The organism is Flagellimonas ochracea (genome assembly GCF_009903685.1).
Lineage (GTDB): Bacteria > Bacteroidota > Bacteroidia > Flavobacteriales > Flavobacteriaceae > Flagellimonas > Flagellimonas ochracea.
On the sequence record NZ_JAAABI010000004.1, the window covers coordinates 275,857 to 291,368 of the forward strand.

General features: G+C 41.5%; 14 protein-coding genes. 9 read left to right on the forward strand and 5 right to left on the reverse strand.

Translation table 11 applies throughout. The features are described from left to right. Positions 1-7: 7 nt before the first annotated feature. From GTQ34_RS12905 to tsaB, 8 genes are all read left to right on the forward strand, one after another. On the forward strand, positions 8-1,267 hold the full coding sequence (locus GTQ34_RS12905; protein ID WP_166524221.1) for an ABC transporter permease: 1,260 nt from the start codon (positions 8-10) through the stop codon (positions 1,265-1,267). A 31-nt stretch (positions 1,268-1,298) separates the two neighbouring features. Continuing rightward, positions 1,299-2,411: an efflux RND transporter periplasmic adaptor subunit gene (locus GTQ34_RS12910; protein WP_166524222.1), complete on the forward strand. Its 1,113-nt coding sequence runs from the start codon at positions 1,299-1,301 to the stop codon at positions 2,409-2,411. A gap of 92 nt (positions 2,412-2,503) precedes the next feature. After that, the gene (locus GTQ34_RS12915) at positions 2,504-3,205 is read left to right on the forward strand and encodes an ABC transporter ATP-binding protein (RefSeq protein WP_166524223.1); all 702 of its coding nucleotides are present in this window, start codon (positions 2,504-2,506) and stop codon (positions 3,203-3,205) included. Continuing rightward, entirely contained in the window at positions 3,198-4,427 is a 1,230-nt protein-coding gene (locus tag GTQ34_RS12920; protein WP_166524224.1) for an ABC transporter permease, read from the forward strand. Before GTQ34_RS12915 ends, GTQ34_RS12920 begins: the two co-directional genes overlap by 8 nt. Before the next feature lie 59 nt (positions 4,428-4,486). Further along, entirely contained in the window at positions 4,487-5,686 is a 1,200-nt protein-coding gene (locus tag GTQ34_RS12925; RefSeq protein ID WP_235915039.1) for an ABC transporter permease, read from the forward strand. A 27-nt stretch (positions 5,687-5,713) separates the two neighbouring features. Further along, the gene (locus GTQ34_RS12930) at positions 5,714-6,832 is read left to right on the forward strand and encodes an efflux RND transporter periplasmic adaptor subunit (protein ID WP_166524226.1); all 1,119 of its coding nucleotides are present in this window, start codon (positions 5,714-5,716) and stop codon (positions 6,830-6,832) included. A 33-nt stretch (positions 6,833-6,865) separates the two neighbouring features. Then, on the forward strand, positions 6,866-8,218 hold the full coding sequence (locus GTQ34_RS12935; RefSeq protein WP_166524227.1) for a TolC family protein: 1,353 nt from the start codon (positions 6,866-6,868) through the stop codon (positions 8,216-8,218). Between the two features lie 16 nt (positions 8,219-8,234). After that, on the forward strand, positions 8,235-8,912 hold the full coding sequence (gene tsaB, locus GTQ34_RS12940; protein ID WP_166524228.1) for a tRNA (adenosine(37)-N6)-threonylcarbamoyltransferase complex dimerization subunit type 1 TsaB: 678 nt from the start codon (positions 8,235-8,237) through the stop codon (positions 8,910-8,912). Here tsaB and GTQ34_RS12945 read toward each other — a convergent pair. The 4 genes from GTQ34_RS12945 to GTQ34_RS12960 form a co-directional block, all read right to left on the reverse strand. Beyond that, positions 8,909-9,754, reverse strand: coding sequence for a mechanosensitive ion channel family protein (locus tag GTQ34_RS12945; protein ID WP_208103893.1), 846 nt, complete (start codon positions 9,752-9,754; stop codon positions 8,909-8,911). The genes tsaB and GTQ34_RS12945 overlap by 4 nt on opposite strands. A 54-nt stretch (positions 9,755-9,808) precedes the next feature. Next, positions 9,809-11,926, reverse strand: coding sequence for a thioredoxin domain-containing protein (locus tag GTQ34_RS12950; RefSeq protein ID WP_166524229.1), 2,118 nt, complete (start codon positions 11,924-11,926; stop codon positions 9,809-9,811). A gap of 63 nt (positions 11,927-11,989) precedes the next feature. After that, complete coding sequence (locus GTQ34_RS12955; RefSeq protein ID WP_166524230.1) at positions 11,990-12,190, reverse strand: dodecin family protein; 201 nt, start codon at positions 12,188-12,190, stop codon at positions 11,990-11,992. Between the two features lie 69 nt (positions 12,191-12,259). Beyond that, positions 12,260-13,159, reverse strand: coding sequence for a NifU family protein (locus GTQ34_RS12960; RefSeq protein WP_166524231.1), 900 nt, complete (start codon positions 13,157-13,159; stop codon positions 12,260-12,262). A gap of 126 nt (positions 13,160-13,285) precedes the next feature. Between GTQ34_RS12960 and GTQ34_RS12965 the strand changes: the two genes are divergently transcribed. Further along, entirely contained in the window at positions 13,286-14,281 is a 996-nt protein-coding gene (locus GTQ34_RS12965) for a PorP/SprF family type IX secretion system membrane protein (protein WP_166524232.1), read from the forward strand. 49 nt (positions 14,282-14,330) lie between these two features. Here the strand turns inward: GTQ34_RS12965 and GTQ34_RS12970 are convergent, their stop codons facing one another. Continuing rightward, complete coding sequence (locus GTQ34_RS12970) at positions 14,331-15,500, reverse strand: vWA domain-containing protein (RefSeq protein WP_166524233.1); 1,170 nt, start codon at positions 15,498-15,500, stop codon at positions 14,331-14,333. Positions 15,501-15,512 lie beyond the last annotated feature (12 nt).

Consider the following 15,512-nt stretch of genomic DNA (forward strand, 5'->3'; position numbering starts at 1 on the left):
ATAGGGAATGTTTAATAGAGATAGATGGCGTGAAATTTTGGAGGTACTGACCAGCAATGTATGGCGTACCCTTCTGACCTCATTTGGGGTAAGCTGGGGCATCTTTATTCTAATAGTTCTGTTGGCGGCCGGCAAGGGTTTGGAAAATGGTATCCGTAAGGATTTTGGTGATATTGCCACCAACACCATGTTTATGTGGACCCGAAGTACTACAAAAGCCTATGAGGGCCTTCCCAAAGGACGAAGCTTCGAATTCAAAATATCCGATGTTCAGTCCATACGTGACAATGTGCCCAATCTAAGATTTGTTTCTCCAAGAAATCAGTTGGGAGGTTTTCGGGGTGGCGGTAATGTAGTTAGAGGTATACGCACTGGGGCCTACAATATTTATGGCGACTATCCCGAAATCATTAATCAAGACCCCATGACCGTCACTTCGGGGCGTTTTATAAATGTAAATGATATCAACGCAAAAAGAAAAGTAGCGGTTATTGGACAGGGGGTGAAAAACGACTTGTATAAAAAAGGAGAAGACCCCGTGGGTACCTACATAAAAATTCAAGGGGTGAATTTCATGGTCATCGGCACCTATAAAAAGAATAGCAGTGATGGTGATGGAGAAGAGGCCCAAAAGGAAATATATGTGCCTTTTACTTCTTTTTCCCAAGCATTTAACCAAGGTGAAGATGTAGGTTGGATGGCCATTACCGCCCACGATGGAAGTTCCATATCGGTGCTGAAGGAAGATATTATAGAATTGATGCGCAAAAGACATAAGGTGCATCCGGAAGACAACCGTGCCATAGGTCATTTTGACCTTTATCAAGAATTCAACCGTGTTGAAAGTCTTTTTGGGGCCCTAAAAGCAGTAGCCTATATAGTAGGAGTAATGGTTTTGCTTTCTGGTATTATTGGGGTAAGCAATATTATGCTTATCGTGGTCAAGGAGCGCACCAAGGAAATTGGAATACGAAGAGCACTGGGCGAACAGCCCTGGTCCATCAAAAAACAGATATTGATGGAATCCATATTTTTGACCGTAGTTTCTGGCATGGTCGGAATAATTTTTGGGTCTTTGGTCATTTATGGAATCAACTCATTGTTGGACAGCATAGGACCAGTGGATATGTTCCTAAGCCCTAGTGTAAGTATTGGAGTCGTAAGTGGGGCCATGCTGATATTAACAATAGCAGGTCTGCTGGCCGGGTTTATTCCAGCCAATAGTGCTATTAAAGTAAGACCCATTGAAGCACTTCGGACAGAATAGAATCAATCAAAAACCATAGTATTAAAACACAATGAAAAAATCAGTAACCATTATAATCCTAGTACTAATAGTAGTAGTGTTCACCGCCTCCATGTATTATCTGTACCAAAAGAATGCAGAAGATCCCGTGGTGTATCAAGTAGAGACACCTTCCAAGCAAAGTATTGTAAAAAAAGCTGTTGCCACAGGGAGCATACTTCCTTTGGAAGAAGTTTTGATCAAGCCAAATATTTCTGGGGTTATTGAAGAAATCTATGTCGAGGGTGGAGATTACGTAAAATCGGGTGATCTGTTGGCAAAAATCAAGGTGGTCCCTAATCTCAATGCTTTGAACGATGCAAGGAATGCCATTGATGAGGCCAAGATTAACTTGAACGACCAGAAAAGAAATTACGAAAGGCAGCTATCTATTTTTAACAAGGGTGTTATTTCACAGGCCGATTTGGAGCGAGCCCAAGTGGCTTACGATCAAGCAAAACAATCGTATAGTGCTGCTACCAAACGGTATGATATTGTCAAAACAGGTACTACCAGCGGATTGAGAAACGCTGCGAACACACTTATCCGCGCTACCGTCAGTGGTATGGTATTGGAAGTTCCCGTGGAAGTTGGCAATCAGGTAATAGAGAGTAACAACTTTAATGAAGGAACCACCATTGCAGCAATTGCCGATGTGGAAAAAATGATTTTTGAAGGCAAAGTAGACGAATCCGAGGTCGGAAAAATCATGGAAGACCTTCCTCTGGAAATCACCGTTGGAGCCATTGAAAACCAAGTTTTTGATGCTGTTTTGGACTATATTGCCCCCAAGGGAAAAGAGGAAAATGGAGCCATTCAATTTGAAATCAAGGGAACCCTAAAAAAACAGGATACAACTTTCATAAGAGCAGGGCTAAGTGCCAACGCCTCCATAATCTTGGCTCGGGCTGATAGTGTGTTGGCCTTAAAAGAAGCTTTGATCCAATTTGATGATGAGACCAAAAAACCTTTTGTTGAGATTGAAACTGCTGAACAGCAATTTGAAAGAAGGGACATTGAATTGGGTGTGAGTGACGGAATTTATGTTGAAGTAAAATCAGGTCTGGAAATGGAGGACAGGATTAAGGTTTGGAATGCCATTGAGGAAGAAGAAAATAGCAACTAGGTTTTAAGAAAAAATAGATAAATGTTGTAACATTTTAACGATTTGTAAGTCATATTACATATGTTAGAGGTTATGCATTCAAAAGCATTATCATGATAGAAATCAAAGATCTTCACAAGTCCTATAAAATGGGCAGTAATTCCCTTCATGTATTAAAAGGAATCAACTTCAGGGCTGAAGAAGGTGAATTAGTAGCCATTATGGGCTCTTCGGGCTCTGGAAAGTCAACCTTGCTCAATATTTTGGGTATGCTTGATGGGGCCGATAGCGGTGAGTATACGTTGGATGGAGTTCCCATTAAGGATTTGAGTGAGACAAAAGCCGCACAATATAGAAACAAATTTTTGGGCTTTGTTTTCCAGTCATTCAACTTAATTAACTACAAGAGTGCTCTAGAAAATGTAGCATTACCACTTTATTACCAAGGCGTACCTAGAAAGGAGCGACAAGAAAAAGCACTTAAATATTTAGAGCGGGTAGGATTAAAGGAGTGGGCCACCCATCTGCCCAGTGAACTCTCCGGGGGACAAAAACAGCGTGTCGCCATAGCAAGGGCAATGGCTGCCGAGCCCAAGGTGCTTTTGGCAGATGAGCCTACAGGGGCTTTGGATAGTACTACATCCTATGAGGTGATGGACCTGATTCAAAAAATCAATGATGATGGGAATACCATTTTGGTGGTGACCCACGAGGAAGATATCGCCCACATGTGCAAACGAATTGTTTACTTAAAAGATGGCGTGATTGTGGAAGATAAAAAAGTAAAACAAGTAAGGGCTGACCATTATGTTTGATCGGGATATTTGGCAAGAAATATTCAACACCATCAAGAAGAATAAGCTTCGGACCTTTTTAACAGGATTTTCTGTTGGCTGGGCCATCTTCATTCTGGTAATGTTATTGGCCTCCGTAAATGGGATGCAAAACGGATTTGTGAGTCAATTCAATGACGACGCCACGAATTCCATTTTTATACGCCCTGGAACCACAGCAAAGGCCTATGCTGGTTTCGAAGCAGGGAGGCGTATCCAGTTCAAGAATGAAGATCTTGAATACATAAGGAAGAGTTTTCCAGAAGATATAGAGTACATCAGTGCCAGATACTACGCCAACGTTTCAGCAAGATATAAGAGCGAGACAGGTTCATATCCGGTACAAGGGGTTCACCCTGATCATCAAATCATTGAGAAAACAATTGTAACAAAAGGAAGGTACATCAATGAGGCAGATTATATAAATAAAACCAAAGTAGCCGTTATTGGGAGAAAAGTGGCCGAAGATCTGTTCGATACCGAAGACCCTTTGGGGAAATTTGTGGAGTTCAACAATTTACCGTTCAAAGTAATCGGGGTTTTTATAGATGAAGGAGACGACAATGCAGAGCGAAGAATATATGCTCCCGTAAGCACTTATCAAAGAATATACGGAAATACCAATGACATCAATATAATTGCCCTTACTTATAACCCGACGTATGATCTTACCAAGGCATTAGAGTTTTCAGGCCGTTTGGAAGATTTAATGAAAAGAAGACATAAAGTATCGCCCGAAGATCAATCTGGATTGTTTGTTTGGAACTACGCTGAGGCGTTCGATGACATCAGCAGTTTTTCAGCAGTGCTCAAGGCAATAGGAATTGGAGTGGGCTTTCTTATTTTGATTGCAGGTATAGTGGGTATCGGCAATATCATGGTTTTCACGATCAAAGAACGGACAAAAGAAATTGGAGTGAGAAAAGCCTTGGGTGCCAGACCAAGACAAATTATAAACCTTGTGCTTTTGGAATCCATTTTTATTACGGCGCTTTCGGGATTTATAGGGTTGGTGTTTGCGTGGATAATTCTTGCCCTGATCGGTCCCAATATTGAAACACCAGCGTTTAGCAACCCCAGTGTGAGCGCCTCTACGGTTATTACTGCGACCATTGTATTGATTATAGCAGGTGTAATGGCCGGATTGATACCTGCGATAAAGGCAGCAAGCGTTAAACCTATTGTGGCATTAAGTGATAAATGATTATGTGGCTATTTGACAAAGATTTATGGTCTGAAATCTTCCACACGCTGGGCAAAAATATGTTCCGCACATTTTTGACCATGCTAGGTGTCATTTTTGCCATGATCATATTGGTCCTTTTATTGGGTTCGGCCAATGGTATGAGCAACGGTTTTGACAAGCTCTTTGCAGGAACCGCCTCCAATAGCCTATTTGTGTGGGGGCAAAGTACCTCAGAACCCTACAAAGGCTTTGAACGGGGACGCAGAATCCGATACAAGCTTGAAGATGCGGAGACACTTAAAAAACAGATTCCCGAAATTGAGGTTTTGGCACCAAGAATTGAGTTGGGCAGCCATCGCGATGTTACCACAGTATATAGAAAGGGGCAGACCAGCGGTTCTTCGGTTTATGGTGATTTTCCCGAGATAGATAACATTACCAAAAAGAAATTGGTCGAGGGTAGGTTCCTCAACAACAATGATATTGAGCATTCGAAAAAAGTTTGTGTCATAGGAGAAGAAACCTATAAACTCCTTTTTGAAAAAGGAGAGAATGCCATTGGAGAGGATATACGAATCAATGGGGTTTTCTTTGCAGTTGTGGGCATATACAAGCCCAACAACAATATCAATATTGATGGAGAAAACGCTGTTTTTATTCCCTTTACCACCTTTCAAAAAGCATTTAATTCAGGAGATCGAATGGGTTGGATGGCCATAGCGGTGGAACCGGGCACAAAAGTGGCCGTGGTTGAAAATCAGATCAAGACCATTCTCAAAGCCAAATACGATATCCATCCTGATGATGAAAGAGCTATAGGGAGTTTTGATATGTCGGAGATTTTCAACAACATCACGGCATTTACCAATGTGCTGAAAGGATTTTCCTTTTTCATCGGAATTTTTACCCTGCTGGCGGGGGTCATTGCCATTAGCAATATTCTTTTGATAACTGTAAAAGAACGAACCAAAGAAATTGGGGTTCGAAGAGCCTTGGGGGCCACTCCAAAGGTGGTAAAACGTCAAATAGTGGTTGAGGCCATTGTATTGACAGCTTTTGCAGGGTTGATAGGTTTTGCCATATCTGTAGGTATTTTAGCCATTTTGAACAACGTATGGGGCAGTGGTGAAGATTTTCCATTTGTAAATCCCATGGTGAACATTCCCCAATTTGGAATTTCATTTTTGCTTATGGTAGGTCTAAGCGTGTTGATTGGAATGTTGCCGGCAAACAGGGCCATCAAGGTAAGGCCGATAGAAGCATTAAGAGAAGAATAAGGGATCAAACAATAAACTAGAAAAACAATGAACAAATATGTGAAGTACGGGTTGATAACAGTAGTCGTAATAGGTATTTTGGCGGCTATTGTCTATTTCTTAAAACAAAACAGCACACCCGAACAGCTCTATAAAACCGAAACCGTTGAGCGAAAGGATATCACCAATAAGGTTATCGTTACCGGTAAGGTTATCCCAGAGGATGAAATCAACATTAAGCCACAAATTTCTGGCATTATCGACAAAATTTATTTGGAAGAGGGAGTGGACGTCAAGGCAGGTGACCTCATTGCCGTAATTAAAGTCGTGCCCAACGAACAATCGTTGAACCAGGCAGCAGGTAGGGTAAGAAATGCAGAATTGGCTCTGAACAACGCCAAAATAGAATACCAAAGAAACAAAGCCTTGTTCGACAGGGGTGTAATCTCAAACCAAGAATTCAACAACCAACAGTTGACCTATGATCAAGCACTGCAAGAGCTTAAAAACGCGAGGGCCGATTATCAAATAATAAAAAGAGGTTCAGTTGGAGGCTCATCTAGTGCCAATACCAATATAAGGGCAACTGTTTCCGGAACAATTCTTGAAATCCCCGTTGAAGAAGGAGACCAAGTAATCCAAAGTAACAATTTCAATGATGGCACTACCATAGCTACCATTGCCGATATGACCAAAATGATTTTTGAAGGTGAAGTTGATGAAGCCGAGGTTGGGAAGTTGCATGAGGGCATGCCATTGGAAATAAGCTTGGGAGCCTTGGAGAAGAATAAGTTTCAGGCCAAGCTTAACTTCATAGCCCCAAAAGGCGTAGAGGAAGAAGGAGCAGTGCAGTTTAAGATTGAGGGAGATTTGGAAATGAACGATAGTATCTATGTAAGGGCAGGATATAGTGCCAATGCTTCTATAGTGTTGGAGGAAAAGAAGGATGTTTTGGCCATAAAAGAGGCACTGCTCCAATTCGATAAGGAAACCGAGGAGCCTTATGTTGAAGTGGAAGTTGGGGAGAATGAATTTGAAAAAAGGGAACTGGAATTGGGTGTTAGTGATGGAATTGATGTAGAAGTACTCTCAGGACTTGACGAAAATGCCAAAATAAAAGTTTGGAACAAGCTCGAGAAGAAAGATGACGAGGACGAAGACTCATAGACCAACCAAATATCAATTAAAATCAAAAAACGAATGAGAAATAGATTAACGACAACCATACTCTTGCTTTTCATTACAGTTGCATCACAGGCACAAATGCGGAAATGGACATTGCAAGAATGTGTGGAGTATGCCGTAGATAACAATTTGACCGTAGAACGGTTCGAACTGGATTTGGAGAATGCCAAAATTGACAAATCCGATGCCTTGGGAAATTTGATACCCAATTTGAACGGTACCTCAAGTGTATCGAGCAACACGGGTTTTTCGATTAACCCCACAAACAACCTACCCACAAACCAGACAGCACTTAACGTTAACTTGGGCCTCAGCTCCAGTCTTACCCTGTTTGATGGCCTTCGCAACATAAGACAATTGAACCGGGCAAAAATAAACGCCATTGCCAACCAATATAGATTGGATGACCTTAAGGATGATATTCGATTGAATGTAGCGAATGCCTATTTACAGGTGCTTTCAAATAAGGAGCAATTGAAAACCTTTAGGGCGCAATATGCTGTAACTGAACAGGATCTAAAGCGAACCAAGGAACTGGTCGAATCTGGGGTGTTACCAAGAGGGGACTTGTTGGAAATTGAGGCAACCGCCGCCAATCAAGAACAACAAATCGTTAATGGAGAGAGTCTGGTATTGATATCCCGAGTGAATTTGGCCCAGCTACTTCAAATAACCGATTATGAGAATTTTGATATAGCCGATGAAGAATTTGATATTCCTCCATCAGATATTTTAAGTAACTCGGCTAAGGTGATTTTTGACAAGGCACTATCGTTTAGGAACGACATTAAATTATCCAAGAGCAATGTAGAATTGGCCGAGGAGGATTTGAAAATTTCCAAGGGAGGCTACTTGCCCACGTTGTCCGCATTTTTCCAATATGGAACCCGATATTCAGATGTGACCCAAATACCTGACGCTAATGGGGTGCCCTTTACTCCGAATTTTACGGATCAGCTTTGGATTTTTGATGGTATCTCCTACGGTGCACAGTTGAATGTTCCCATTTTTAATGGCTGGAATACAAGGAACAACGTAAAGCGGTCCAAAATAAGCTTGGCACAGGCCAAAATACAGTTTGAGCAGGACAAGCTCGATTTGGAATCCACCATTCAACAGGCCTATGTGGATGTTGGTACGTTTGAAAAAGCCTATGAAGCTGCTCAGAAAACCTTGGAAGCCCGCAGATTGGCCTATGATTATGCGAAAGAACGATATGATGTTGGCCTTATGAATGCCTTTGATTTCAGTCAGGCACAGGCCAGGGTTGACAATGCTGAAGCCGATGTGATCCGAACCAAATATGATTACATTTTTAGGTTGAAGATTTTGGAGTTCTATTTTGGTATTCCCATTTCCTTAAACTAGTATCTTTGTGCCCATTATGGGCAGAATACTTAATTTAGAAACTGCTACCACCAACTGTTCGGTGTGCGTTTCCGATGGAGATAAAGTACTTTCTTTAAAAGAGAACAATGCGGTCAATTACTCGCATTCCGAGCAATTGCACATTTTTATAAAAGAGGCGGTTGAAGAAGCTTCGCTGTCTTTTTCAGATTTGGACGCCATTGCCGTAAGCAAGGGCCCTGGTTCCTATACCGGGCTCCGAATTGGGGTTTCCTCAGCAAAAGGCCTCAGCTTTTCATTGGACCTGCCCTTGATTTCGGTACCGACCTTAGAGAGTATGGCCCATCAAGTGAAAGCTTTGGAGGGCGAAATTATTATTCCTGTGCTTGATGCCCGGCGCATGGAGGTATATTCCGCTGTTTTCAATGGGGACTATGAAGAAATCCGGGAGACTAGGGCGGAAGTTATTGATGAGTCATCTTTCGGAGAGTATTCTTCAAGAACTAAAGTGCATATAGTAGGAAGTGGGGCCCAAAAATGCAGCGAAATCCTAGCGCATTCCAATTTTTATTTTGATAAAGGCATAGTGCCGTCTGCTCGGGAAATGGCGAAGATAGCTTTCGCAAAATACCAAGCTAAAATATTTGAGGACGTAGCTTATTTTGAACCTTTTTACCTTAAGGATTTTGTGCTTCAAGGCAAGAAAAAGGACTAGTCCGCTTCGTGTATGACCCTTTGCGGGAATGGAATTTCAATATCTGCTTTGTCAAATCGAAGTTTTGTCTGCTCAATCACGAAAAAGTGGGCTGGCCAAAACACCTCGTTGTTGGCCCAGAAACGTAAAGTAAGGTTTACCGAACTATCGCCAAGCCCTCCCACATATACTTCCGGCGCCGGTTCGGTGAGTATGTCGGGACACTCAGCACACATTTGTAAAAGGATGTCTTTGGCTTTTTTGATGTTAGACCCGTATCCAATTCCCACATCAAACTTGCCCCTCCTTGTGTTTTCCATATTGAAGTTTACAATATTTCCATTGGAAAGTTGTCCATTGGGAATTATAGCAACTTGATTTCCAAAGGTGGTCAATTTGGTGTTGAAAATGGAAATTTCCTTTACCGTACCATCAACACCTTGGGCAGAAATCCAATCCCCCACCTTGAAGGGCTTAAAAATGAGTATGAGCACGCCCCCGGCAAAATTGGCCAAAGAACCCTGAAGGGCCAAGCCAATAGCCAGACCCGCCGCACCAAGTATGGCTACCAAAGAGGAGGTTTTCACTCCCAACTGCGTTACTACCAATACAGCCAATATAGCTTTGAGTGCAATACTGATAAAACTTTGTAGGAAGGTCTCCAAGGTTTCGTCATAGTCCTTTTTGTCGAAAAACCTGCGGACCATTCTGTTTATAAAACTAATAACCCAAAAGCCAACTACAAATATAATTATGGCCATTATAAGATTAGGCAATATGCTCAAGGCCCAGTCAATGCCCTTATCGATATACTCTTGATAATTTTGTAATTCCTCCACGGTGGTCTCTGTTATTGATGACATTTTGACTTAATCGATTTTTGAATTAAACAATAATTTATTTTAAGAAACAAAAGTCTATTCGCTAAATGACTTAATTTGTTCAAGGGCCCCTTTGCTTGTTGTTACCGGAAGCTTGCAAGTTCCTTCAATACAGACATAGACTAAGGTTTCGCCTTCAACATCTCTGTTTTTCAATAATTCAATGGGGCCTTCCTTTTTGCTGCCGACCAAAATGCTGTTGGGCATGTAGCTTTTACCGATTTCCTTTCCCATTGCTTTGTAATTCTCTCCTACTACCGCTACCTCATAAAAATTTTGGTTTTCATAGAGTACCACATGAAGCCAGTTGGCATAACCTTGCGCCGAAGTATCAAAGTTGAGCTGAACATTTTTAAGCATTCGAACAGCAATGTCGCCATAACCTTCTTCTGGATATAGTTTATGGAATTTCAACAGATTTTTGGCCATTATGGAGTTGGATGCGGAAATCACATTGTCGTTGGTCTCGATACTTCTTCGAATCAACGAGGCATCTTCATCCGAGGTATAGAAAAACATACCGGAACTGTCATCCAAAAAATGGATTTGTGCATAGTCCAAAAGGGATTTTGAATGCTCTAGCCATTTATCCTCAAATGTCACCTCGTACAGTGCCAAATAGGCTTCAATGACCGTGGCATAATCCTCCAAAAACGCATTGATATTGCTTTTTCCTTCCTTGTGGTTTCGGAACAGGGAATGGTCTTTTTTTATCATTTCCTCTTCAAGAAACCTAGCATTATCTAAGGCCAAGGTTAGATATTCTTCCTTGCCCAGATACCGGTAAGCGTCTACAAGGCCCTTGAGCATGAGCCCGTTCCATGAGGTAAGAATTTTGTCGTCCAATCTGGGCTTGGCACGTTTGCTCCTTTCCTTTTCAAGGACTTGAAGGGCTTTTTTCATTTTGTCATGGAGTTCGGTAATGGAAATTCCATGTTTTTGGGCAATCTCTGTCTCCCCTTTATCACGGATGAGCACGTAATTGTCTGATTCCCAGAATCCATAGGAGTTAATGTTGTAATAATCTTGGAAAACATTAAAATCGACACCCAATAACCGTGTCAATTCTTCTTTGGTCCATACATAGTAAGCACCCTCTTCCAATTCGCCATTTTCATTCAAACTATCTGCGTCCAAAGAAGAATAAAAGCCCCCGCTTTCATCTAAAAGTTCCTCCTTAACAAATCCAATCGTCTCTTCAACTACTTTTTTATAAAGCTCATTTTTGGTAACCGCATAGGTTTTGGCATAAAGGCTGGTAAGCTGACCATTGTCGTATAACATTTTTTCGAAGTGAGGCACATGCCAGGTAGTGTCCACGGCATATCGGGAAAACCCTCCTCCCACATGATCATAAATACCTCCGTAGGCCATACGGGTGAGAGTGGTATTCACCTGCTTCATGAGTTCAGGTTTGGACTGGGTTGTGGCATAGTGGAGCAAAAAATCCCAATTATTGGGCATCATGAACTTTGGGGCACGCTTGTAACCTCCCAAGAAGTTGTCGAAATATTGGGACCATTTAGTAACTGCAGCCTCTAGTTGGTCCAGGGAGTAAACCCCTGAATCGGTATTGTTTTCCACCAAGTTGATCGCATTTATACCATTGGAGAGGTCATTGGCATACTGTACAACCCTGTTTTTGTCCTCTTTGTATAATTTGGTCAATTGTTCCAGTGATTTAATCCAATTATCCTTGGGAACGTAGGTGGCTCCCCAAAAAGGCCTGCCATCTGGTAGGGCTACAATGTTCAGTGGCCATCCGCCGTTGCCTGACATCAGTTGTATGGCATCCATATAAATTTGGTCCACATCAGGTCTTTCTTCCCTGTCAATCTTAATGTTGATGAAATTCTCGTTCATCATTTGGGCCACTTCTTCATCCTCAAAGCATTCCCTTTCCATCACATGGCACCAATGGCACGCCGCGTAACCGATACTTATAAGAAGTGGTTTGTCCTCTTTTTGGGCACGCTCAAGAACTTCGGGTTTCCACGCTTGCCAATTTACCGGATTGTGCGCATGCTGTAATAGGTAAGGACTGGTTTCGTGGATTAGGTCGTTAGTGTGCTTATGGGTCACTTTGTTGTTGTTTTGATTGCAGCTCTGCAAAAGAAAGATAAGCAGCAAAATCTGAACAATATTTCTGATCATTTTCAACATTTTGAACATAAAAAAAGCGCCCTAAAAGGACGCACTTTCGTTTTTGTCCTTTTGTTATTTGACCTCAAAGGTAATTTTTACATTAACCCTGTAGCTGTCTATTTTTCCATCTTTTACTGATGCACTCTGCTCATTAATATAAACGGAGCGGATATTCTTTACCGATTTAGAGGCTTGGTCCAATGCGTTTTTAGCTGCTTGCTCCCAGCTTTCATCAGAATTTGCCAATACTTCTATCACTTTTAATACTGCCATGATGTTGATTTTTAAATTTACTCAATGTAACAAAAATTGAGGAGAACAGGATGCTAGATGTATGAAAAATCAACCATTGATGGCCACTACCTCATTCACTTTGTCACCCATCATATTTTTGAGCATGGTTTCAATGCCATTTTTTAACGTATATGTTGAAGATGGACAACCACTGCATGCTCCTTGAAGGATTACGTTCACCGTTTTACTTTCCTCTTCGTAGGACTGGAAAAGGATGTTTCCGCCATCACTGGCCACTGCAGGTTTAACATATTCCTCTAGAATATCAATGATTTGCTTGGATGTTGCATCCTTCACTTGCTGATTTGGTGCCTGGGAATCAGCTTCCTCTATTGCTTTTTGATAGGCCTCTGCCGAAACCACATCCTTTCCATCTGCTAAAAAGTTTCGGATGAATTCCCGAAGCTGCATGGTAATCTCCTCCCAATCGGCAACATCGTATTTCGATACGGAAATATAGTTTTCATCAAAAAAGACCTCTTTCACAAAGGGAAAATGGAAGAGTTCCCGGGCCAGCGGGGAGTCCTTAGCCTCATCTATATTCTTGAATTCATAGGTGGCCGGGACAATCCGCTTGTTAGAAACAAATTTCATGACTGCAGGATTGGGGGTAACCTCTGCATAGACGGTGATTGGTTGTTTTTTATTGGCCTCTTTTTCATGCACTACTGGTTCACCAGCGTTCAAGTATTCCACCAGTTGTTGGGCAATTTCGTCTTTTACATCTTGCCACTCCACAATATCAAAACGCTCCATGGCAACAAAGTTTCCAGAAATGTAAACCGTTTTAACAAAAGGTAGATAAAACAACTGTTGGGCCAGTGGTGAATCCTTGGCCTCATCTATATTTTTATACTCATAACTCCCCTTTACCAGAAAGTCATTGGCCTCAAATTTTAGTATTTTCGGGTTGTTGGTGGCGACCACCGTTATATTATAATCTTTCATAGCAGAAATTTCCACAAAAATACCAATAGTAAAGATGAGTAGCAAAAGATATAATAATGTATTGTTAAGACCGTTATTTAAGTGTTTGATTACTTTTAACCCTAGAACATAGCCCAACTACGTCACATGAGACGCTATATAACCTCACTCATCATAACCCTCATTTTTGGGCTGTCCGCTAGAGCTCAGGAAGGAATTCCCGTATATTTTGATTATTTGGCAGATAACTATTATTTGGTTTATCCCTCCATGGCAGGGATTGCAGAGGGTACCAAAATACGCCTGACAGCCAGAAAACAATGGTTCAATGTAGATGAGGCCCCATCCCTGCAAACTCTGAATGTCAATTTTAGAGCTGGTGAACGCAGTGGTGTAGGGGTGATTTTATTTAATGACTCCAATGGATACCATTCCCAAACCGGTTTTAAGGGCACCTATGCCCATCATCTGCAGTTGGCAGGCGACTTTAGGACCTTGAACCAATTGTCATTCGGACTTAGCGCTGGAGTGATTTTGAGCAGTTTGGACGAAACAGAATTTAGGTCAGTGATACCTGACCCAGTGATCACAGGTGTAAAAAATACGGCGAGTTATTTTAATGTAGACCTTGGAGTTTCTTATAGTTTATTCGAATTTTATGCCCATGCAGCAGTGTTAAACTTACTAGGAAGCGGAAGGGATTTATATACTGCAGCTGAGTTTGATAATCTACGGAGGTATCTGTTGTCCGCAGGCTATGTTTTTGGCAGAACCACACGTATTGAACCTTCCGTCTTGTTTCAAATGACCGATTTTACCCAGGAAAAAACTGTAGATATCAACGCCAAGGTGTACAGAGATGTAAGTTTTGGAACCGTTTGGGCCGGTCTTTCGTATCGCAGAAGCTTTGATGGGGCCCAGTTTCAGCAAAACGGTGGTTTTGGGGAGCAACGCCTACAGTTGTTCACACCGATTATTGGTGTCAATTGGGACAGATTCCTATTCTCCTACAACTACTCCTATCAATCCGGGGATATCCGTTTTGATAATGGCGGATTCCATCAGATTACCCTAGGTTACGATTTTGGACAAAACGACCAATCCAAGCGCTATGATTGTTACTGTCCAGCAGCTAACAACTAAAAATGGCCCGCAACTGAATACGGACCATTTTTCCAACAATAAAAAGATACTAATCCCAGATATAATTCTTCTTTGAAGCCTGATTCTTAATGGCCGTAATCAACGCATTTTCCAACTCGCCCTTTTCTTGTTTTTGGTTTTCTGCGATATAGGCTTCGCGTTTGGCGTTCAATTCACGAATTTGTCCCTGTATTTCCTCGCGCTCAGCTTTTTTGGCCATCACGTACTCTTTAATTTCATTTTCTGATTTACCTTTTAGTTCCGCCGGTAGGTCTTCTTCAACGATTTCTTCTAGGATCTCCTCATCGTCCTCCACTGCATCTACCAAATCCCACTTAGAATTTTTATACAATCTGGAGCTTTTACTTACAGATCTTTTCACGGCTACACCAGCTTCCATTTCGGCTGCATTACTGTCCTGTGCACTTTGCTGCATTTTCTTTTGTCTGCCCAAAGCACCATAGGAAATATAGGTATTGTTCAATTTTGAATTTAGTTTGATGATTACATCGTCATAGGGCGTTTTAATATGTACCACTTGTCGGTTGTGGTCAATAGCCATATATTCCCCACCTGTAAGGGTAGCCCCATTTTTCCACATAGTGGAAACCCCTTGATTGTAATTGCCACAAAAGATAGTGTTGACAATGATGTCTTTTTCTTTTGCGTCCGATGCAGCATCTCTATAGTTCATTTTTCCCTGGGTGAAAGGTTCATTCCCAGCAATGAAGATCATTTTTAAATCATCAGCGTTTTTTCCCCAATCCAATTGCTTCAATGAGGTGTGTATCACCTGCCCACAATATTCTTCGCCGCCATTGGTCGTCAATGAGAACAGCTTTTCCGAGATTTCATCCAAATCATTACTGAAACCAATAACCTGCCTGATGTACCCTTCCCTCGAAGAAAGATTGTCGTTTCCATATTCATAAAGGGCTATTTGAAGCAGGGGTCTGCTTTCGTTTCCACATTTGGCATGTGTAAATTCATTTACAATATCCCATAGCTGTGCCTTGGCTTGATTAATGAGGCCGTCCATACTATTACTGGTATCCAAGAGCAATGCAATTTTCACATACTGTTTGGAAGGTTTTTCAATAGGAGTTTTGGGGACAATTTGTTTTGGTTCCATTTCTCTTGCATTGATATTGCAAGCATAAATGCTTCCCAAGGAATACGTAAAAATTGTCAGTACTAAAAGGTGTTTCAAATATTTCATAGTTCAATGTTT

Bases quoted from the DNA above. Each gene is read 5' to 3' on its own strand.
- tsaB (WP_166524228.1), top strand. From the start codon at position 8,235: ATGGGCAGAATACTTAATTTAGAAACTGCTACCACCAACTGTTCGGTG.
- GTQ34_RS12925 (WP_235915039.1), top strand. From the start codon at position 4,487: ATGTTCCGCACATTTTTGACCATGCTAGGTGTCATTTTTGCCATGATC.
- GTQ34_RS12910 (WP_166524222.1), top strand. From the start codon at position 1,299: ATGAAAAAATCAGTAACCATTATAATCCTAGTACTAATAGTAGTAGTG.
- GTQ34_RS12905 (WP_166524221.1), top strand. From the start codon at position 8: ATGTTTAATAGAGATAGATGGCGTGAAATTTTGGAGGTACTGACCAGC.
- GTQ34_RS12915 (WP_166524223.1), top strand. From the start codon at position 2,504: ATGATAGAAATCAAAGATCTTCACAAGTCCTATAAAATGGGCAGTAAT.
- GTQ34_RS12960 (WP_166524231.1), bottom strand. From the start codon at position 13,159: ATGAAAGATTATAATATAACGGTGGTCGCCACCAACAACCCGAAAATA.
- GTQ34_RS12945 (WP_208103893.1), bottom strand. From the start codon at position 9,754: ATGTCATCAATAACAGAGACCACCGTGGAGGAATTACAAAATTATCAA.
- GTQ34_RS12950 (WP_166524229.1), bottom strand. From the start codon at position 11,926: ATGATCAGAAATATTGTTCAGATTTTGCTGCTTATCTTTCTTTTGCAG.
- GTQ34_RS12965 (WP_166524232.1), top strand. From the start codon at position 13,286: ATGAGACGCTATATAACCTCACTCATCATAACCCTCATTTTTGGGCTG.
- GTQ34_RS12935 (WP_166524227.1), top strand. From the start codon at position 6,866: ATGAGAAATAGATTAACGACAACCATACTCTTGCTTTTCATTACAGTT.
- GTQ34_RS12920 (WP_166524224.1), top strand. From the start codon at position 3,198: ATGTTTGATCGGGATATTTGGCAAGAAATATTCAACACCATCAAGAAG.
- GTQ34_RS12970 (WP_166524233.1), bottom strand. From the start codon at position 15,500: ATGAAATATTTGAAACACCTTTTAGTACTGACAATTTTTACGTATTCC.
- GTQ34_RS12955 (WP_166524230.1), bottom strand. From the start codon at position 12,190: ATGGCAGTATTAAAAGTGATAGAAGTATTGGCAAATTCTGATGAAAGC.
- GTQ34_RS12930 (WP_166524226.1), top strand. From the start codon at position 5,714: ATGAACAAATATGTGAAGTACGGGTTGATAACAGTAGTCGTAATAGGT.